Raw genomic sequence first — 19,779 nt, 5'->3', positions numbered from 1 at the left:
GGGGGAAGTCTTGAAGGTGCTCTACATCGTAGGCGTGGGCCGATCCGGCAGCACGCTGCTCGAGCGAATGCTCGGCGCCGTGGACGGATCCGTCAATGCCGGTGAGCTCAACGCGATCTTCTCGCGGGTCGCGACGCAGGACCAGCGGTGCGGATGCGGCGAGCCCTTTTCCCTGTGCCCCTTCTGGACCGAGGTCGGCGAGCACGCCTTCGGCGGGTGGTCCGACGTCACCCGGAGGATGGCCCACCTCCAGCCCCGGGTGGTCCGGCACCGTCACGTCCTCCGCATGCTCACGGGCGCGACGGCGTCCTTCCAGCGCGAGCTCGACGAGTACGTCGACGTCCACGAGCGGCTCTACCGGTCGGTCGCGGCCGTCTCCGGTGCCGAGGTCGTCGTCGACGCGAGCAAGTCGACGGCCCAGCTGTTCGCCCTGCGCCGCATCGAGGGGCTCGACCTGCGTGTCGTCAACCTGGTCCGCGACTCGCGCGGCGTGGCCAACTCCTGGGGCAAGACGGGGATCCGCAAGCCCCAGTCCACCGACGGCGACATGATGGGCACCTACTCCGCGCAGCGGGTCGCCGTGCTGTGGACCGCCCTGCAGCTGGAGTCCAGCCTCCTCGGTGCGGCCGCGCCGTATGCCGCCCGGGTGCGCTACGAGGACCTGGTGAGCCGACCCCGGCCCACCCTCGAGCAGGCACTGCGCAGCGTCGGCCTGCCGCCGGCGCCGGGCGACCTCGACCACGTGGGCGAGCGCAGCGTCACCCTCGGCCCGAGCCACGGCGTCGCCGGCAGCCGGACCCGCTTCACCGCCGGCCAGGTCGACCTGCGGGTCGACGATGCCTGGCGCAGCGCGCTGCCGACCGGCGCGCGGGCCGTCGTCACGGCCGTGACGCTGCCCCAGCTGCTGCGCTACGGCTACGTCGGCCCGGGGTCGCGGACGGCGCCCGCCAGGACCGCATGATGTCGTCGAGCGCCCTGGGGCTGTCCGTGCGCCCCGTCGCACCCGCCGCGCCCCGCTTCTTCAAGCCCGGATGGCCACTGGCCGTGCTCTACCTGGGCTTCCCGCTGTGGTGGGCGCTCGGCCTGGCCCAGCTCATCTTCTTCGCGATGGCGGCGGCCATGGCCGTGATCCTGCATCGGCAGCGCCCGCTGCGCGTGCCGCACGGCTTCGCGCTGTGGGTGCTGTTCCTGATGTGGATGCTGGCCGGCGCGTTCCTCGTGCGGGCGGAGGCACCCGGGACCATGCCGGGGGGTGGGCTGGGTCGTCTCGCCGGGTTCACGGTGAGAGCAGGCTGGTACCTCGCGATCACGATCGTGATGCTCTACGTGGCCAACACGGCGCGGGTCGTGTCGACCCAACGGATCGTTCGCCTCCTGGGCTGGATGTTCGTTGTCACTGCGGCGTTCGGCATGCTGGCGGTGCTGGCCCCGACGCTGGAGTTCCGTTCGGCGGTGGAGCTCCTGTTGCCCCGACGGATGACGTCGAGCAACTTCATCAGTGCCCTGGTGCACCCGTCGCTGGCCACGTCCAGCGACTTCCTCGGCTACGTCCAGCCTCGCCCCACGGCCCCGTTCCCCTATTCCAACGCCTGGGGCAACAACATCGCGCTCTACCTGCCCTTCTTCGTCCTGGGCTGGTTCGGCAGGGACGCCGGGTGGCGGCGCAAGGTGGGTCCACTGGTGCTGCTGGCGGCGATCGTCCCCATCACCTTCTCGCTCAATCGGGGGCTCTGGCTCTCGCTCGCCCTCGCGGCCGCCTACGCCGCCTTCCGCCTCGCGGTCAACGGCCGCGGGCGCGCACTGCAGATCCTGGTCGTCGCCCTCGTGATCGGCGGGATCGGCTTCGCCTCCTCCCCCCTCTACGACACGTTGGCACTTCGGGTGGAGACCCCGCACAGCAACGACCGGCGGGCCGGGACCGCCGAGACGGTCGTCTCGGTCACCGCCCAGGGATCTCCGGTCGTGGGCTACGGCACCACGCGCACGATGCAGGGGAGCTTCAGCTCGCTGGCCGGGGGCGGGACGGCGCAGTGTCGACAGTGTGCCCCGCCACCGTTGGGCACCCAGGGCTTCATGTGGCGCCTGGTCCTGACCACCGGCTTCATCGGCACCCTGCTGTGCCTGTCGTTCTTCGCGCTGCAGTTCCTGCGACGGGCCCGAGGACCGGCACCGCTGGACGTCACGACGTGCACGGTGCTCCTCGTGTCGGTGCTCTGCTTCTTCGTGTACGACTCCCTCGGCTCGGCGATGTTCACGTCGATGATCGCGATCGGACTGATGGCCCGCAGCGACCAGGCGGACGCCGAGGGGGTGGCCGCATGAGCTTCTCGTCGACGGACTCGTCCGCGTCGTACGCCGCGGAGGTCGCGCGACTGCTGTGGCCCGAGCCGTGGGAGGCGCCCCACGTGACGCGCACCCGGCACCGCGGCGACCAGCCGCACCGCGACGCCTACCTGTTCCCCAGCGAGCGCCGACCGCGACTGCTGGTCCCCGCCGACGTGCCCGGCTCGTCGAGCATGCTCCAGCGGCTCGGCAGCGGACGCGGCCGTGCCGCGCGCCCGCTGCGGGGACTCCTCGAACGCTCGGTCGGGACACGGGCCTTCGCCCTGGCCCGGTGGCCCATGCTGCGTGTCCCCGGGGACGACCTCGGCGCCGACTCGATCGAGACGCATCTCGCCGAGTGCTTCGGCACGCCGGTGCGGGTCGGCATCATGCTGGGCACCCGACGGGTCAACCAGAAGCCTGTCCTGCAGGTCTTCGACCTCACCGGACGACTCCTCGGCTACACGAAGGTCGGACACAACGAGCTGACGGCTGCCCTCGTACGCCGCGAGGCCGACGCGCTCACCACGGTCGGCGACCTCGGACCGACGTCCTTCCGGGTGCCACAGCTGCTGCACCACGGCCGGTGGAACGGTCTCGAGGTGCTGGCCATCTCACCGCTCGCGACCGACGCGCGCAACCCGGTGCTGCCGTCCTCGCGCCACGCCGCCATGCGAGAGCTCGCCGAGCTGACAGGTCTGTCGGGGATGTCCCTGGCCGCCAGCAGCTTCTGGGACCGGATGCGCGACGTGGCCGACGAGCTGGCCCGCGAGCCGCTGGGTCAGCGACTGTGGCCGGTCGTCGACGACATCGAGTTCCGCCACGGCGACGCGCTCGTCCGGATGGGCGGCTGGCACGGTGACTGGGGCCACTGGAACATGGGCATGGGCGAAGGGGTCCTGCAGGTGTGGGACTGGGAGCGCTACGACCCGACCGTGCCGATGGGCTTCGACGCCCTCCATTTCGCCGCACAGGTCATCCACCCGGGCGAGCGAGACGCGCGTCGTCGCGAGGATGCCTTCCTGCGGTCGGTCCCCGAGCTCCTTGAGCAGGCGGGGGTCGATCCTCGCGTGCACGCGCTCACGCTGCGGCTCTACCTGCTCGAGATCTCAGCGCGCTACGTGGAGGCGCTGAGGCACGGAGCCACCCCTGCACTGCAGCGACGTACCGCCTGGGCACTCGCACTGCTGGAGCGCACCACGAACGAACATCCCGCACCGTCGAGAGGACGATCATGAGCATCCGCACCGTCGCACCCCACCGTGTCAAGGCGCTGGGACGAGTTGTCTCCGTCCGGGTGGGCTCCGCCACCGCGGGCCACCGCCAGCTCCCTTCGTTCGTGCTCGTCGGGGCCCAGCGCGCGGGAACCACCTCGTTCTTCCGCGCACTCCAGTCCCACCCCCTCGTCCACTCCGCCAACTACCACAAGGGCGTCAACTACTTCGACGTCAACTACGACAAGGGCTTCGCGTGGTACCAGGGGCACTTCCCGACCACGTCTTACCTCCAGCGCCGCACGCACGCCAATGCCGGCGAGCCGATGACGTTCGAGGCCAGCGGCTACTACATGTTCCACCCGCGCGCGGCGGAGCGGATCGCGCGGGACCTCCCGGACGTCCGCATCCTGATGATGCTGCGCGACCCGGTCGAGCGGGCCTACTCCGCGTGGAAGCACGAGCACGCGCGCGGGTTCGAGACCGAGTCGTTCGAGCGTGCCCTCGAGCTCGAGGAGCAGCGACTCGACGGCGAGGTGGAGCGCATGTGTCTCGACGACAGCTACCAGAGCGCGCGCCACCGCCACCAGGCCTACCGGCTGCGCGGTGAGTACGCCGACCAGCTCCTGCGGATGCGCGACTTCATCCCGCACGACCGCATCCACGTGATCGAGAGCGAGTCGTTCTTCGAGCACCCGGAGGCGACGTACGGCGGCGTCCTCGAGTTCCTAGGACTTCCCCAGGTCATGCCAGACCGGTTCGACCGGTGGAACGGACGCCCCAGCTCGCCCATGCTGGACACCACCAGGGCCCAGCTGCACAAACACTTCGAGCCCCACGACCGCGCGCTCGCACGGCTCCTCGAACGGGAGCCCGCATGGCTGTCATGAGCCGACGGGCGGAGCTGCCGCTCTGGTCCGACCACACCGCATTCGTCCGTCGGCACCGGCTCCGGATCGGCGGTCTCACGGTGCTCGGCCTGCTGGTCGGTCTCGTGCTGTCGGTGACCCAGTCGAGCACCTGGACCTCGACCACGTCGCTGTCGCTCACGCCCGTCCCCAAGTACGTCCTGCCCACCGGTACGGGTCTGGTGCCTCCGGAGGTCACCATCGACACCGACGCCCAGCTGCTCGGCAGCCCGGAGGTGCTCGGTGCCGTCGCCGGCGTCCTCGGCGTCGACACGGACGAGGCCCGCGACAGCCTGTCCGTGACGGCCTCGCCCAACAGCCACGTGCTCCACGTGAGTGTGACGGCGACGTCGGCGCCCGTCGCCGCCGAAGCAGCTGATGCCGCCGCCGCCGCACTGGTCCGCGTCCGGCGCAACGCCCTCGGCTCGCTCCGTCCCGACCAGCTGCGTCTCCTGCGCCTGTGGGTCGCCGGACAGGAGGACGCACTGGCGCAGGAGCAGCGGCGCGGGCTCGTGATCCCTGCACTCGACGAGCAGTTCGCCTACCTCGTAGACCTCCGCGCCGGACTCCAGGAGCTCGAGGAGGCGAGGCTCGCACCGGCCGAGGTCGTCAGCCCGGCGGTCCTTGCTGCCAAGCCGGACTACTCCAACCGCGAGGTCCCGCTGGCATCGGGAGCGATGCTCGGCATGCTCGCCGGTTGCCTCCTCGGTGCCCTGCGCGACCGCAGGCGCCCACACCTGCATGTGTCCTCTGCAACAGGTCCTCACCCATTGTCCGCCGGCTACCTGCCGGATGTCCGCACTCGTCCAGAGGATGCCCACCATGTCGTCTGACATCACTCCGCCCGCACCCCGGCCTCTGCTCCTCCGGGCCGTCCGGCACCACGTGCTCGTGGTCGTCTGGTGCCTGGTCAACGGCCTTCTGATCGGCTGGCTGCTCGCCTCGTCCCAGCAGGTGACGTACGCGAGCACGGCGCACGTCCTGGTGAACCCCACCGTGGGCAACCCGTTCGCGCCGGCGCCGTCATCGGTGCGCCAGGACGAGGTGACGAGCCTCGAGACCGAGGCGCAGGTGGCGCGTTCGGCGGAGGTGTTGAGCGACGTCGCGGCCGACAACCCCCAGCTGACCCTGCGCGAGCTCCAGCGGGCCACGACCATCTCCCTGCCCCCCAACTCGCAGGTCCTCGAGATGACCTACACCGCATCCGACGCGGCTACGGCCCAGCAGCTGGCGGATGCATGGTCGGTCGCCTACCTGGCCAACCGTGACCGGCGCGCACTCGAGGTCAACGCCGAGAGGATGGCGCGGGTGGAGTCGCAGACCCAGGACGTGGTGGACGACCTCCGGGCTGCCACCGCGGCCGCGCAGCGTGGCGGCGAGGCCGAGCGACTCTTCCAGACGGAGCTGGCCAGCGCACTGCGCAACGAGCTCGTCAGCCTCCGGGCCCAGCGCTCCTACCTGGAGAACAGCGAGGCCCCGGCCGGTTCGGTCATCTCCCCGGCCTCGCCCGGCTCGAGCACGGCCGGCCTGACGCCGCTCGTGCTGATGCTCGGAGGCGCCTTCGCCGGGCTCGTGCTCGGGTGCCTGATCGCCGTCGCGCTCGAGCGGTTCGCCGGGGTGGTCCGGTCCGCCCCCGAGGTGGAGGAAGCCGGGCTGCCGGTCATCGCGGCCGTCCCGGCCCGCGGATGGGGAGACCGGTTGCGACGCACCCCGCCGACCGAGGGCGTCGACGCGACCATCCGGAGACTGCGGGCCAAGATCCTCGACCTCGACCCGAGCCCGGAGATCATCGCCGTGGCCCCACCGGGAGCCCGTGGGACCGACGCGGTCGCGGCGGAGACCGTGGCGCAGTCCTTCGCACAGGCCGGCCACCGCGTCGTCCTCGTCCGGGCCGACGGCCCCCCCACCAGCAGCGGCCTGGAGGTGGAGCAACGAGGTCTGGCCGAAGCGCTCCTCCACGAACGCCTCAACGTGCACGAGATGCTCCAGCCCAGCGTCGAGCCCTTGCTGTGCCTGCTGCCGTGGGGCCTCGGCACCGCAAGCACCGAGCTCTTCGTCGCCGACCGGCTACGCACGGTCCTGCGCCCCCTGGTCGAGGCCGGACACCTGGTGATCATCCAGGCGCCGAGCATCGACAGCGCCGAGGGTGAGGCCGTCGTCGGCGCCGCCGACCTGGGCCTCGTCGTCGTCACGGTCGGCCGCACACGCGCCCGCGACGTCGCCCAGCTGGCGAGCGACAGGACCTCGACGTCGACTGCCCTCGGCGCCCTGGTGGTCGGGGCCCGCAGCATGAAGATGCACGGGCGGGGCGTCGGCGACGCCTCCCGCGCAGCAGAGCAGGAGCCGGCCGCGTCGCTCGCGCGAGACCCAGCCGCCGAGGCGAAGCGATGACGGCCGTAGCTCCAGCGGCAGCGGTGACCCACGGGGGGCAGCTGGAGAAGCTCGCCCGCAGGGGGACGGCCAGCGTCCTGGGCGCGGCCTGCAGTGCGCTGTTCGGCATCCTTCTCGTGGTCGTCGTCACCAACGGCTTCTCCCCCACGGTCGCCGGCACGCTGTTCGCCGCGACGGCGGCCTTCCTCATCCTGGAGTCGATCGCGCTCCTGGGCACGGACACCGGGGTGGTCCGGTTGCTCCCGGCTCATCTCGCGTCCGGACGCTCGGCCGACGTGCGGCGCACGATGGCCGTAGCGGCAGCGCCTGTCGTGGCCTTCTCCCTTACTGCAGCCGCGGGGCTCTACGTCCTCGCGCCGACGGTGTCGCCGTACATGGTCGGCAACGAGGCCGCGAGCACGATGTCGGAGATGCTGCGCACCTTGGCGCTGGTCCTGCCCTTCGCGGCGCTCCACAGCCTGGCGCTGGCCGCGACGAGGGGCATGGGCACCATGAGGGCCACCGTGATGATCGAGAACATCGGTCGCCTCGGCCTCCAGTCCCTGGCCGTGCTCGCGGCCTACCTGGCCGGCGCGGGTGCTCCCGCGCTGGCCCTGGCGTGGTCCCTGCCGTACGTCGTGGGGCTGGCTTTCTCCCTGGTGTCCTTGCGAGACCTGGTGGCCCAACGGGCAACGACCGCCCAGGCGCCGAGGCCATGGGGCCAGCTCGCCCGGGAGTTCTGGTCCTACACCGCGCCGCGGGCCATCGCACGAGTCACCCAGACGGCACTGAAGCGTTCCGACATCGTGCTGGTGGCTGCGCTGGCGTCCCCGGCCGACGCGGCGCTGTACACCGCCGCGACACGGTTCATCGTCTTCGGGCAGCTGTTCGTCCAGTCGGTCCAACAGGCGTTGTCACCCCAGCTGAGCGCGCTGTTCACGCGCGGGGAGACCGGCGCCGCCAACTCGACGTTCCAGGCCGCCACCTTGTGGAGCATGATCGCCGCGTGGCCGCTCTACCTCGTCACCGCGACCTGGGCACCCATCCTGATGGCCGTCTTCGGCGACGGGTACGAGGTCGCCTCGGACGTCGTGCTGATCCTGTCCCTGACCATGCTCCTCGCCACTGCATGCGGACCGGTGGACTCCGTGCTGCTCATGGCGGGGCACAGCTGGCTGAGTCTCGTGAACAGCGTGGTGACCCTCGTGGTCAACGTGGGCCTGAACCTCGTGCTGATACCTCTCTACGGCATCCGCGGCGCAGCCATCTCCTGGTCGGTCGCGATCGCCGTGCGCAACCTGCTGCCGCTCATCCAGGTCCATCGGCACCTGGGCCTGTTCCCACTCACCCGACCGTCCCTGTACGTCGGCCTGGGCGCTGTTGGCTGCTTCGGGCTGGTGGGCCTCGTACCCGTCGCGCTCGACTGGTCGACACCGGCCCGGGTGGCCGTGCTCGCCCTCAGCACGATGGTCTACCTGGCCGCGATCTGGTCCTGGCGCGAGAGCCTCGGCCTCAATGCCTTCCGTTCGGCGCTCAGCAGGCGTCGCTCGGCCGGGCGCCGCATCAACCCGCCGTCCGGGGCCTGACGCGTGCGCCAGGTCCCGGGACGGAGGTGGAGGTCGCTGCTCAGCTGACGCTGGCGGCCCGCGGGTCGTTCACGGTGGCCCGGAAAGCAGCGAGCCGGTCGCCCGACAGCGTCCAGTCGCGCACGTCGTTGGCGTTCCACAGGCACCCGAACCAGACATTGGGGGTGCTGAGGAGTGCCTCACCGGCGGCGGTGATCGTCTCGGCCGAGAACCCGTTGTACTCGCCGACGCCCAGGGGCAGGTCGTAGCCACGCGCCTTCACGTACGCCGAGAGCGCGAGGATCCGCTCCGCGGGCTTCCGGGCGCCGGGAGCCGTCACGGTGCCCCCCTCGTACGTGTCGATGCCCACGTAGTCCCAGCTGCCCATGAGGTCGTCGGGGAGGAAGGTGTCGAACTCGGGGACCTGGTTGTCGAGCAGCCACCCGTTGAGGATCGGCCCCACCTTCAGCTCACCGCGCTGGAAGGCGGGCAGGACCTGCCGGCTCCCGGCGGCGAACTGCGCACCCGTCATGTCGCCACACGGCTCGTGCCAGAAGGTGACCGCCGTCGGGCGGCCGTACGACTCCAGCTTTGCGGCGGCCTGCTCGGCCACGCCGTTGTACGCCCCGGCGATGGCGCCCGCAAGATCGCCACCGACCTTGTACGAGACAACCGGCATCATCCCGGCGGCGTGGGCTTCCTCGATCGCCCGGATCTGGCTGTTGGGACCCGCGGCCAGGTCGGCGAAGATCCGGCGGGCACCCAGACCGGCTCCGACCTCGGCCACACGCTGGTCCCAGACGTCGGACGGCGCGCTCATCCCGATCAGCGGTCCGCCGCTGGGCACGGTCTTGTCGGGCGTCGTGCTGGTCACCTCGTACGGCACCTCGTCCCGGAAGACCTTGCCGTCGGCGCGGGTCGTGATGACCGTGACCGTGCCGGATCCGGTCGCGCTCGCCGTCGCCTTCCAAACCTTCGAGGTGCGGGTCTTGGAGTGCAGCTCCCAGCCGAGACCGTTGCTGTCCTTGACGCGGATGGAGCGAGCCTGCGTCAGCTCCTCCACGTAACGGAGGGTCAGCTGCTCGCCGGGCTGGACGACGCTGCGGTCGAGCCAGGCCCGGACCCTGGACGAGGCGTGGGCGGGAACGAGCAGTCCGCCCATGACGCCGGTGGTGCCGGCGGCACCGGCGGCGAGGCGGAGCATGGAGCGACGTGAAAGTGAATGCATCTGTTGACCCTTCGGGGGATGGTCACATGACAACGAGGGACGCCAGGTCCGTCGGAGCGCTCACCCGCTCACACCCGCGCAGGACAGCACGGGCTGGACCAGACCTGGTTCCTTGAACTCGAAGGACCGTACGGGACGGGTCACTCAGGAACACAAACTTGACCCCGCCGTTTCGGGGATTACCCCAATATTGAGGATGCCGTCGGCGACTTCACGTGTGTGCGTCCCTCACGGAGAACCGGGCGGTGACGCGTCCCCGAATTCGGGGAATCGGGCCCCCGTGTCACGAAATCGCAGGTCGCTGAGCGGGCGGCCCCACTACTGTCGGCGTGGGTGCCAGTCCATGACAGGGCTCGTCGGCACGGTGAGGAGACCGAAGGTGAAGCCCATCCTGGTGACCGGAGTGCCTCGTTCAGGCACCACGTGGGCAGCCCGGCTGCTCGCGAAGTCCCCCGGCACGGCGCTCGCCGGGCGGGAGCCGATGAATCCGCGCGGCCGTCAGTACGCCCTGGGGGGGACTCTCCACGGCTGGTCACGGGTCACCGAGTTCACGCCCCGACAGCGATTCCTCCTGCGGGCGGCCTACCACGGCTGGAATCCCATGGTCTACAGCCGTTTCGGCTCCCGCCAGTGGGCCGGCCCGCTTCCGAGCACCCGTCTGGTGGTCAAGGACCCGTACGCCCTGCTGTCGATGCCTGCCGTGGCGCGAGCGACGGGCGCGACACCTGTTTTGGTCTACCGCCACCCCGGGGCAATCCTGACCAGCTATCGACGCGTCGACTGGCGACCGCGACTGGACGAGCTGTCCCTGATCGCACAGGAGGCTCGGGTGAGGGGTGGCAACGTCGACCTTCCTGAAATCCCCGACTCCGGTGACGCCTCCTCGGCCGAGGAGATGGGTGCGTTCTGGTCGGTGCTGCACGAGCTCGCCCTGCGCGACGCCGCCGCCTGCGGAGCCCTGATCGTCTCGCACGCCGAGCTCGCCTCCGGAGGTGTCTCGGCAGCGCGGCGTCTCGCGGCGATCCTGGAGCTGACGTGGTCTGCCGCGATGGGCGAGGAGTTCGGCGACAAGTCAACAGCCGTAGTGGCGGACCCCGCAAAGCTGCACAACTTCGATCGCTCCCCTGCCAGCGTGGCCGACGAGTGGCGCTCCAAGCTCGCGGACGATGACGTGCGGGCCATCGAGCGGGTCGGCGGGGACACGCTGTCGAAGGTCGAAGAAGCCCGAACACGACTCCTCTGACCACATCATGCTGCTGGCGCGCGTCCCCAACTTGGGGGTGATGAGTGCGTCAGCCTCTTCACTGGTCCCCTCGGCGTGTGGAATTGGCCCGAAAGCGCGACGTCGGGTCGCGTGACCCGACGTCGGCCGCGGCGCGGGTGGACACAGGGAGTCGACACACATGAACCGATCTCGCGGGACGTCACGGCTTCGGGCCACCACCACGCTGGGCACGATGGTGCTGGCGTTGGCCGCCTCTACCTCGATCGTCACGACCGCGGACGCCGCGATGGCCGCGAAGGCCGTCGAGGTGGAGGCGAGCTGGGAGATGAACGAGCCCGCTGGGGCGACCACGATGGTCGACAGCGGGCCGAACGGCTTCGACACGCCTGTCAACCAGGCCGGGATCGACACGGGCTTCAGCTTCGACGGCGCCACTGCCTACAGCTGGCCACGGCGTCCCCCGAACCTCGCGCCCGCGAGTCCGGAGCGGGTGATCCAGATCCCTGACAATCCCAACCTCGACCCTATGAACGACACCTTCACGATCGAGATCCGCTACCGGACGCAGGAGAACTTCGGCAACATCGCGCAGAAGGGTCAGGCCACCTCGAGCGGAGGACAGTGGAAGATCCAGAACCCTCAGGGACGTCCGTCCTGCCTGTACAAGGGGTCGATCGCGCGCGGAGCCACCCGGGCCAAGGTGGCCCTCAACGACAACGCGTGGCACGTCCTTCGCTGCGTCAAGACCCCCACCGCGGTCGAGCTGTGGGTCGACGGCATCAGGGTCGGCAGGAAGGCTGGTGCCGTGGGCACCATCGACAACCGCATCCCGATGACCATCGGGGGCAAGATCAACTGCGACCAGATCCGGGTGACCTGCGACTACTTCTCGGGTCAGATCGACTACGTCCGGGTGCACCGGGGCAGCTGAGGGCGCACGATCCGGCAGGCGCACCCCGGCTGAGGACCCGTGTCGGGTCCTCAATGCTGGGTAACCGCGCCCGATGATCCGGAGGGCCTCGACTTCGCCTCCCGGATCCTGCGATCGTGGTCCCGTGCCGGGACGACGGTCCGGCGCTCGATGCTCACCCCTGGAGGCCCAGGTGATCGGTGTGCGAGGAGGACTCGCCGCAGCCGGCACGGTGATGCTGTGTCTTTCACACCCCGCGCCCGCACCCGCCGCGTCGACCACCGTGCTAGCCCTGGAGCTGAACGAGGGGCCGGGCGCCTCGACCGCCGTCGACTCGAGCGGGCTCGGCCACCACGGTGCGATCGGCTCGCACCTGATGATGGACGGGGCCGTCGCCTCCTTCGACCGCCACAGCCCCACCGAGGGCGTCGCCTACCGCAACGAGCACCTCATCGTCGTACCGGACGCCGCTGACGCATCGCTGGACCCCGGTCGAGGCAACTTCTCCGTCGAGGTCCGGTTCGCCTCCTCGGTGGGCGGATCCTCCGGTGAGACGCCCAACCTCCTGCAGAAGGGGTACTCGAACACGTCGGGTGGCCAGGTGAAGCTCCAGTTCAACCGCGGCCGCATCCGGTGCACGTTCGCGACGTCGCAGGGCACCGCAGCGGTGACGTCGCCGAGATCCGTCTCCGACGGAGAGTGGCATGTCGTGCGCTGCGCCAGGACGCCGACCTCGGTCACCCTCCACGTCGACGGCGCAGTGGCGGACAGGCGAACCGCCGCCACCGGCACCCTCAACAACAACAAGCCGTGGACGGTCGGCGGCAAGCAGCAGTGTGACGCCGTGCGTGTGGACTGCGACTACTTCTCGGGATCCGTCGACTACGTCCGTCTCACCAAGGGGTGAGCGGGGCCGTCCTCATGGCGGATGACGCCAGTCACGGTCCCGACCAGGCGATGAGCTGGACGGGTCCCGGGGTCTCTCCCTCGTCGTTGCCACCGTTGAGGACGACGAACTGGCTCCGTCCGTTGACGATCACCGGGATGACGTCATTGGCGTCGCCGCCGGCAGATGGCACCTCGTGGCGTTGCCAGGTTGTCGGAGCGGTGCTCACGAAGACGTAGTCCGCCGGGTTGCCCGTGTTGTTGGCAGACGCGACCAGCCCGTAGACGTCGAGCCGCCCGTCCCCGTTGACGTCACCCACGGCAGCACCCCACCCCACTCCACCCGAGGGGACCGTCCCGATGCGCACCGTGGTGCCGCTGATGCCCGTCGCCGTGCCTGTGCCGGCGCGGTAGGCGAACCCCGTATCGTCGGCGTAGACCAGGTCGAGGATCCCGTCACCCGTGAGATCGGCGAGGGATGCACGGTTGAAAAGGGGCAGCCGTACCGTGCCCGACCTGGCCACCTCCTGGAATCCCGTGCCGGTGTTGCGGTAGAGGAACGCGGCCTTCATCGCGTAGGTGGAGGTGAGCAGGTCCATCCGTCCGTCACGGTTGTAGTCCCAGGGCAGGGCGAGGCGGTTGCCGGTGTTGGCCTGGCTGACGTTCCACTCCCGGCCGAACCTGAAGCCCTGCCAGACGCCCTGGGCGTTGTCGCCTTGGTTGATGAAGACCTTGGACTGCTCGTTGTACGGAGCGAGGGCCTCGGTGTTGCAGCGGTCGGAGGCAACGTTGCGAGGCGCCTGAGCACCTAGGAAGAGGTCCTGCCACCCGTCGTTGTTGAGGTCGAGTGCAGCCACGTGCCGACCTCGTGTGCACGGCTCACCGACGCCGGAGGCGGTGGCAGCGTCCCTGAAGACACCCACCGAGGTCTGGAGGAACAGCTCGTTGTTGATGCTCTCGTCCTTGTACCGGTTGCTCGCGTAGCGGCCGGCCGCGCAGTACGCGTCCTGCAAGCCGTCCGGATCGTGGTCGAAATCGGCCCACGTACAGGAGTGCCGGTCGACGAGGCCACCCTGGGGGTTGGGCCTGGGCATGATGGTGGTCGCGGGGTTCCCGGTAGCGACACGGGTGAACGTCCCATTGCCGTTGTTGCGGCGCAGCTCCCCCGCGTTCCTCATGTGCAGGGACATCGAGAAGTCGGTGTCACCGTCGTTGTCGTAGTCGACGACAGACAGGTCCCACGAGGGCGTGGACGGCCAGTTGATGCCGGCCGCGACTGCGCGGTCGACGAGGTTGACCGACGGTGCGAGGGTCGCGAGGGGCCCGGCGGACGCTTGTTGGGTCGATACGGCACCCAGAAGAGCGCTCATGGCAACGAGACCGGCGCCGAGCGCCGTTGCACGTCCTGGCTTGACCGACATCTGCACTCCCGGCCCCCGCGCACCGATCGGCGACCGTCGCGGGCGATGTCGAGGTGAATCCATGGAAGCATGCGCACGCTCGCGGTGGCCATGGCCAAACTGGGGGAAACACCTCGAGTGGCCCCAGGCGCCTCGGCGACACGGACTGCGCGACACGAAGCGCCCGCCCCGATCGCTCGGGACGGGCGCCGCGTGTCGAGCGGGGCGGTCAGGTGATCGTCACCGTCCTGGTGACCGTGGTGGTCCTCCCCCAGTTGTCGGTCGCGACCAGCCTGATCACGTAGGTGCCGGCCGCCGCGTAGACGTGGCTCTGGGTGTTGGTGGACGTCGTCACCGTGTCCGGCGTCCCGTCGGCCCAGGTCCAGGTGTAGCTGCGGATGCCCCCGACCGCGTCCGTGGTCCCGGCGCTGCTCACCGCACATGTCCGACCCGTGCACACGGGCTGGTTGAAGGTCACCACCGGCCCGGCGTTGCCAGCCGGCTCGGCCGCGGTGCTCACCGAGGTGGTGACCGGAGCGCTCGCCCTGCCCCACTTGTCCAGCACCCGCAGCGTGACCACGTAGGTCCCGGGCGTCGGGAACACGTGCGACTGGCCCGCCGACGTGCCGGTCGTGTCCGGGGTGCCGTCACCCCAGCTCCAGACGTAGTTGCGGATGGCGTCGCCGCTTGCGGTGTCGGGGTCGCTGCTCCCCGTGGCGGTGAGCGTGCACGTGGTGTTGGTCGTCGTGCACGAGCCTGCGACGGTCCCGGCGGTCGGCGCGGTGTTGCCGGCCGGCTCCGTGATCGTCACCGTCCGGGTGGCCGTGCCCACCTTGCCCCACACGTCCGTGACGCTCAGCACGATGGTGTAGGTGCCCGTGCTGGTGTAGGTCTTGGTCGGGTTGGCCGTCGTGCTCGGCGTGCTGGCGTCACCCCAGTTCCAAGAGTACCTCAGCGCGTCGCCCTGGGCGTCCTGGGTGCCGGAGCTGTTGGTGGTGCACTGCGTGAACGACGTGCAGGCGACGGTGAAGGCGGCGGTCGGCGCCGTGTTGCCGGCCGGCTCGGACAGGCTCACGTTGCGGGTGGTCGAGGCGGTCCTGCCCCAGCCGTCCGTGGTGGTGAGCGTGATCGTGTAGTTGCCGGCCGCCGCGTAGACGTGGGCGGCGGGCGAGGCACCCGTGCTGACCGCCGTGCCGTCACCCCAGTTCCACGAGTAGGAGACGACATCGCCCGTGTTGGGGTCGGCGGTGCCCGCACTACTCACCGCACAGGTCAGGCCCTGGCAGCTCTGCGTGAAGGTCGGGACGGGGGCGGAGTTGCCCGTCGGCTCGGCGATCACGACGTTCACCGGGAGCGTGGTGTGGGTCAGCGTCCACTCGTCGCGGACCGTCAGGGTCACCGGGAACGTGCCCGGCGCGGTGAAGGTCCTGGTGGGCAGCGGGCCCGTGGCCGTCCCCTGGGTGCCGAAGTTCCACGAGTACGTCAGCGAGGCGGTGTTCTCGTCCGTGGACCCGCGACCGTCGAAGGTGCAGACGTTCTGGGTGCAGCTGTAGGTGAAGCTGGCCACCGGCGGGTTGTTGGCCGGCTGGCTCACCGTCACCCCCGTCGAGGCCCGCGGCTGGTCACCCACGGTGACCGGGTCGCTGTCACTGAGCTGGTCGTGGACGTCGACGGACTGCACGAGCACGGTGTAGGTGCCGGCCGGGATGACCGGTGTCGTGAACGAGTAGTTCGACCCCGCGCTGCCGGGACTGTTCAGGAACGCCGTGCGGAAGCTGGCCGTCGTGCTGGTGAAGGTGCCGGTCGAGCCCATGTACTGGCCCGCGGCGTTGACCACGCCGATGCGCACCGACGCGATCCCGGCGGAGGCGTCGGGGGCGTCCTCGGCGCGACCGGTGACCACGATCTTGCCGTCGGTGAACGCCGTGCCGCTCACCGGCTGTCCCAGGGTCTCGCTCAGGGTGGGGGGTCCGTCCCCCGGGTAGAAGCGGTAGTTGCCCTGGGCCGGGGTCGGGTCCTGCTGGCCGCGGGAGTCGAAGGTGATCGCGGTGAACCTCCAGTTGCCTCCCGACGGCAGGGTGATGGCAGGCAGGCTCCAGCTCGCGGCGGTGCCGGTCGCCGGAGTGAGCGTCGCGTTGCGGAACGCGATCGCCGCGGCCATGGTGCCGTTGGCCTGGAGGTAGCGTCCGGTGTCCCGGTCCTGCAGGGAGACCCGCACGCTCTCCAGCCCGACGTCGTCGGTGGCGGTGCCCGCCAGGTTGACGATCAGCGACTTGTCGGTCGGCGCCGTGAAGGCCATCGTCCCGTCAGGTGCCAGGTCGCCGGCGTACTGGGCGTTGACGGTGAGCGAGCCGCGGTTGGCCGACGACGTCGTGAGGTCCTCGTCGTCGGTGGCGCGCACGGTGAAGGTGTAGGTGCCGGGTGACATGTTGGCGGGAGTCGTCCAGGACCAGTTGTACGTCGACCCGGCGATGTCCACCGCCGACACCCGGCAGGCGCCAGCGCTGATGCCGAGCCCCCAGCTGCAGTCGTTGCCGAGGTTCTCACCGGTGGAGGAGTTCCGGAAGGTGACCTCGACGTTCTTGAGGCCCTCGTCGTCGGTCGCCGTGCCGGAGAAGGTCATCCGCCCGCCGGGCTCGACCGTGAGGGCCGGGACCGTGAACGGCGGGGTCATCGAGACCGGGGCCGCGATGGTCACCGTCGGGGAGACGGCCGTGGAGTCGACCGTCCAGTCGCGAGTGGCGCTGCGGAGGTCGGCCTGACCGATGGTGTCGGTCGCGGTGGCGCTGCCGCGCCACACGCCCTCGTGGGGAAGCGTGACCTCGTAGGACCACGTGGCCGCCGTCGCGCCGATGACGTCGGGGGTGCCACGGAAGGTGTTGAAGATGTCGTCCACCGTCCCGTCGGCCTGCAGGTAGCGGTTCTGCTCGTCGCGGAACCAGAAGCTCAGCGAGTTGACGCCCTTGTCGTCGTTGGCGGTGCCGGTCACCGTGAAGGTGGTCGAGGTCTGGATGCCGCTCGGGCCGGAGATCCCGGTGGTCGGCGTCTGGTCGTCCAGGCCGAACGACTCGATCTTCTTCGTCGCCTGGGTGGAGTCCCCGGTGCCGCCGACGGCAGCCGTGAATGCCTGCGCGGAGATCAGCAGGTTGCGGTTGGTCGTCACGACCCGGTTGCCGAGGGTCCACGACCGGGTCGTGGTGCCGGCGCCGAGGGTGGCGTTCACCGACGTCGCGGTGCTCGTCCACGTGTTGCCGGACGTGAGGAACTGGCCGCTGTCGCGGTCCTGGACCCGCACCTGCACCCGTCCGACGCTGCCGGTGGCGACGCGCGCCGTGCCGGTGACCTCGAACGGCGTGTTGGTGGCGACCACGCGACCCTCGATGGGTGTGGTGATGGTGGTGTCGGGCAGGGCGGGCGGGTTGGTCACGGAGTTGAAGTCGAAGAACCCGACCCGGCCGGTGCGTACGCCTCCCTTGAACATGCCGTCCCCACCGATGAACAGGCCCCGGGGCGTGGCCTCCATGGCCTTGTCGCCCTCGAACGAGTTGGACCCGCCGTTCGGGTTCCACTCGAGCGCCTTGCCCGTGGTGGTGCTGAGGGCAGCGATGTGGTCGCGCCGGACCACCTGGTCGCCGAGGCCGTAGCCGGCCAGGCCCTGGCCCGTGCCGTAGCCGACGTTGTCCAGGCCGGGCCACGGGTCGTCGGACGACGGCGACTCGATGAAGCCGAAGTGCCCACCGACGTACACCGCGACCTCGGTGATGGCCACCGAGTAGATGCTGTCGAAGTGTCGTGAGATCCAGGCCGGCTGCACGTCGGAGTCCTGGAGCGCCGCAGCGGTGAGCGGGTAGCGGATCGCGGTGTCGCTGATCGGCGGGGCGTCGCCGCCCGAGCCGCTCGTCACGACGAAGTAGGAGTCGTCGGGGGCGATGTCCGCACCGTAGATGCGGGTGACGCCACCGACGCGGGCGAGGTTCTCGTCCCACAGCTGGCTGCGCCAGGGCAGCAGCTCCTTGGTGGCGGTGTCGATGATGCCCATGCCGAGCCGGTCCTGGCCGTCGATCTGGCGACCGGTGTGCACCACGAGCAGCTTGGACTCGTCGTGGGTGAGCTTGAGCTGCGGGACGCCGAGCTGGCCGTTGACGCCGATCCCACCCGCGAGCTGGTTGTCGAAGGCCATGTCGACGACACCAGAGGCGGCGTTGACCGCGGCCAGGCCGGTGCGGAGCTGCCCGTTGATCCGGGTGTAGCGGCCACCGACATAGAGCGTGCTGTTGGTGGCGGCGAGCGACTGCACCTGGTTGTTGGTGCTGTTGGTGAAGCCGAAGGTGCTCAGCGGGGCCCCGGTGGTGAGGTTGAGGCTGGCGACCTTCTGCTTGGCGACGCCGTTGACGGTGTTGAAGGAGCCACCCACGAAGAGCTTGGTGCCGTCCGGCGTCACTTCGACGGCGGACACACCGCCGTTGAAGGTCGGGCGGAAGCTCGTGTCGATCAGACCGGTCTGGTAGTTGTAGCTCGCCAGGCCGGCCTGGTTGATGGTCGTCGTGGGACTGATGGTGTTGGCGAGCGACGTGAAGTTGCCGGCGATGAAGACGCGGTTGAGCGCCGGCACGACCTCGATGTCCCAGATCTCACCGTTGCTGATCCGCGGCGTGTTGGTGCGCGGGCGGTCCGGGACGAGGCGGTTGTGGTTGGGCTGGCCGCTGGACGGGACCGTCGTCACGGTCGGGTTCGCCGTGCGGGTCGCCGGCGCCGAGACCAGGCCCTGGTTGTCGGTCACCCGCAGCGTGATGGTCTTCGCACCGCCGGTGGCGTAAGTGTGCGTGGTGGACACGCCGGTGCCGGTGGTGCCGTCGCCGAAGTCCCAGGCGTAGGAGCTCACGGTGCCCGGAGCGGTGTCGGTCGATCCGGACGCATCGACGGTGCAGGTCGCCTGCGGGCAGCTCACGGTGAAGGAGGCCACCGGCGCGACGTTGGGCGCGACGGTCTGGTCGGCCTGCAGGACCACGGTCCACATGGTGGCCTTGGCCGTGGAGACGGCGCCGGTGGCGGTGCGGGCCGTGGTGGGGCCGACGCCCGACGGGGCGTTGGAGTCGGATGCCACGGAGGTGATCCGCCCGGCGCCGGTGCCGAGCGCGATGCTGCGCTGGGTCTGGCCGGCCGGGAGGGTCCATCCGGTGGTGAGCGAGGCGGACTTGTCGGCCCAGTAGGAGACGACGAGCGAGCCGGCGGTCCCGACCTGGGCGACGGGTGTCGTGTGCGTCGCCCGGTTGACCGTCTCGGCGGCGGACGCGAACGCGGACACCGGGTCGGCCGCGGTGCCGTCGTAGGCGAGGAGGGTGATCGTCGACTTCGTCGTCGCCGAGAACGTGACGGCCGCGTTGCGACCGGCGTCGTTGGCGACCGCGACCTTGCTGTAGAGGAAGGTCTGCGTGTCGGTGCTGGCCGTCACCTGACCCTCGAGCGCCCATCCAGCGGGCGGAACCGTCACCGTCGCCGCGGCGTTGTTCTTGGTGACGAAGAGCAGCATGCCGTCGGTCTCGCGGACGGCCGCCGGGATCGTCACCCGCGCGGTCGGCTGGTTGTACGTCGCCTCGGCCCCGGCGCGGAAGGTGATGACGTCCGCGGCGGACGCTGGACTCGCGGTCAGGCCGACCGCCGCGAGGACGGTGGCCACCATCGAGACCACCGCCGCGACTGCGACGTGACGCCGCGTGCCTGTGTGAAGAAGGTTCATCCTGCACTCCTAGTG

Annotated in this window: 13 protein-coding genes; 10 read left to right on the top strand and 3 right to left on the bottom strand. The window is 70.2% G+C overall.

What is annotated here, in order from left to right; all coding sequences use genetic code 11:
- The first annotated feature begins 34 nt into the window (after nucleotides 1-34).
- The 7 genes from DAE25_RS03295 to DAE25_RS03265 are packed head-to-tail and all read left to right on the top strand — an operon-like array spanning nucleotide 35 to nucleotide 8,400.
- Nucleotides 35-961, top strand: coding sequence for a sulfotransferase (locus DAE25_RS03295; RefSeq protein ID WP_107764754.1), 927 nt, complete (start codon nucleotides 35-37; stop codon nucleotides 959-961).
- A complete protein-coding gene (locus DAE25_RS03290) occupies nucleotides 961-2,322 on the top strand; it encodes a hypothetical protein (protein WP_107764753.1) in 1,362 nt (453 codons plus the stop codon). Before DAE25_RS03295 ends, DAE25_RS03290 begins: the two co-directional genes overlap by 1 nt.
- Nucleotides 2,319-3,560 (top strand): hypothetical protein, encoded by a 1,242-nt coding sequence (locus tag DAE25_RS03285; RefSeq protein WP_107764752.1) that lies wholly within the window; start codon nucleotides 2,319-2,321, stop codon nucleotides 3,558-3,560. Before DAE25_RS03290 ends, DAE25_RS03285 begins: the two co-directional genes overlap by 4 nt.
- Nucleotides 3,557-4,426 (top strand): sulfotransferase family protein, encoded by an 870-nt coding sequence (locus DAE25_RS03280; RefSeq protein WP_107764751.1) that lies wholly within the window; start codon nucleotides 3,557-3,559, stop codon nucleotides 4,424-4,426. The genes DAE25_RS03285 and DAE25_RS03280 overlap by 4 nt, the downstream gene beginning before the upstream one ends.
- Nucleotides 4,423-5,277: a hypothetical protein gene (locus tag DAE25_RS03275; RefSeq protein WP_159083544.1), complete on the top strand. Its 855-nt coding sequence runs from the start codon at nucleotides 4,423-4,425 to the stop codon at nucleotides 5,275-5,277. The genes DAE25_RS03280 and DAE25_RS03275 overlap by 4 nt, the downstream gene beginning before the upstream one ends.
- On the top strand, nucleotides 5,267-6,835 hold the full coding sequence (locus DAE25_RS03270) for a hypothetical protein (protein WP_159083543.1): 1,569 nt from the start codon (nucleotides 5,267-5,269) through the stop codon (nucleotides 6,833-6,835). The genes DAE25_RS03275 and DAE25_RS03270 overlap by 11 nt, the downstream gene beginning before the upstream one ends.
- Nucleotides 6,832-8,400: an MATE family efflux transporter gene (locus DAE25_RS03265; protein ID WP_159083542.1), complete on the top strand. Its 1,569-nt coding sequence runs from the start codon at nucleotides 6,832-6,834 to the stop codon at nucleotides 8,398-8,400. Before DAE25_RS03270 ends, DAE25_RS03265 begins: the two co-directional genes overlap by 4 nt.
- Nucleotides 8,401-8,440: 40 nt before the next feature.
- Here DAE25_RS03265 and DAE25_RS03260 read toward each other — a convergent pair whose 3' ends face one another.
- Nucleotides 8,441-9,607, bottom strand: coding sequence for a hypothetical protein (locus tag DAE25_RS03260; protein WP_159083541.1), 1,167 nt, complete (start codon nucleotides 9,605-9,607; stop codon nucleotides 8,441-8,443).
- Between the two features lie 379 nt (nucleotides 9,608-9,986).
- On the opposite strand from DAE25_RS03260, the gene DAE25_RS03255 reads away from it, so the two are divergent.
- From DAE25_RS03255 to DAE25_RS03245, 3 genes are all read left to right on the top strand, one after another.
- Entirely contained in the window at nucleotides 9,987-10,850 is an 864-nt protein-coding gene (locus tag DAE25_RS03255) for a sulfotransferase (protein ID WP_159083540.1), read from the top strand.
- A gap of 160 nt (nucleotides 10,851-11,010) precedes the next feature.
- On the top strand, nucleotides 11,011-11,763 hold the full coding sequence (locus DAE25_RS03250; protein WP_107764745.1) for a LamG-like jellyroll fold domain-containing protein: 753 nt from the start codon (nucleotides 11,011-11,013) through the stop codon (nucleotides 11,761-11,763).
- Between the two features lie 181 nt (nucleotides 11,764-11,944).
- Entirely contained in the window at nucleotides 11,945-12,649 is a 705-nt protein-coding gene (locus DAE25_RS03245) for a laminin G domain-containing protein (protein WP_159083539.1), read from the top strand.
- A 31-nt stretch (nucleotides 12,650-12,680) separates the two neighbouring features.
- Here the strand turns inward: DAE25_RS03245 and DAE25_RS03240 are convergent, their stop codons facing one another.
- Together DAE25_RS03240 and DAE25_RS03235 are read right to left on the bottom strand one after the other, a co-directional pair.
- On the bottom strand, nucleotides 12,681-13,997 hold the full coding sequence (locus DAE25_RS03240; protein WP_159083538.1) for an FG-GAP repeat domain-containing protein: 1,317 nt from the start codon (nucleotides 13,995-13,997) through the stop codon (nucleotides 12,681-12,683).
- A 259-nt stretch (nucleotides 13,998-14,256) separates the two neighbouring features.
- Complete coding sequence (locus DAE25_RS03235) at nucleotides 14,257-19,764, bottom strand: beta strand repeat-containing protein (RefSeq protein ID WP_107764742.1); 5,508 nt, start codon at nucleotides 19,762-19,764, stop codon at nucleotides 14,257-14,259.
- Nucleotides 19,765-19,779: the final 15 nt, after the last annotated feature.

Source organism: Nocardioides terrigena (genome assembly GCF_003047265.1).
GTDB classification, from domain to species: Bacteria; Actinomycetota; Actinomycetes; order Propionibacteriales; family Nocardioidaceae; genus Nocardioides; species Nocardioides terrigena.
This window is presented reverse-complemented; position numbering and strand designations above follow the sequence as displayed.

What these genes read in the sequence shown, in the direction of transcription:
- DAE25_RS03250 (WP_107764745.1), top strand. Translation starts at nt 11,011, where the DNA reads ATGAACCGATCTCGCGGGACGTCACGGCTTCGGGCCACCACCACGCTG.
- DAE25_RS03260 (WP_159083541.1), bottom strand. Translation starts at nt 9,607, where the DNA reads ATGCATTCACTTTCACGTCGCTCCATGCTCCGCCTCGCCGCCGGTGCC.
- DAE25_RS03240 (WP_159083538.1), bottom strand. Translation starts at nt 13,997, where the DNA reads ATGAGCGCTCTTCTGGGTGCCGTATCGACCCAACAAGCGTCCGCCGGG.
- DAE25_RS03265 (WP_159083542.1), top strand. Translation starts at nt 6,832, where the DNA reads ATGACGGCCGTAGCTCCAGCGGCAGCGGTGACCCACGGGGGGCAGCTG.
- DAE25_RS03290 (WP_107764753.1), top strand. Translation starts at nt 961, where the DNA reads ATGTCGTCGAGCGCCCTGGGGCTGTCCGTGCGCCCCGTCGCACCCGCC.
- DAE25_RS03235 (WP_107764742.1), bottom strand. Translation starts at nt 19,764, where the DNA reads ATGAACCTTCTTCACACAGGCACGCGGCGTCACGTCGCAGTCGCGGCG.
- DAE25_RS03275 (WP_159083544.1), top strand. Translation starts at nt 4,423, where the DNA reads ATGAGCCGACGGGCGGAGCTGCCGCTCTGGTCCGACCACACCGCATTC.
- DAE25_RS03285 (WP_107764752.1), top strand. Translation starts at nt 2,319, where the DNA reads ATGAGCTTCTCGTCGACGGACTCGTCCGCGTCGTACGCCGCGGAGGTC.
- DAE25_RS03270 (WP_159083543.1), top strand. Translation starts at nt 5,267, where the DNA reads ATGTCGTCTGACATCACTCCGCCCGCACCCCGGCCTCTGCTCCTCCGG.
- DAE25_RS03280 (WP_107764751.1), top strand. Translation starts at nt 3,557, where the DNA reads ATGAGCATCCGCACCGTCGCACCCCACCGTGTCAAGGCGCTGGGACGA.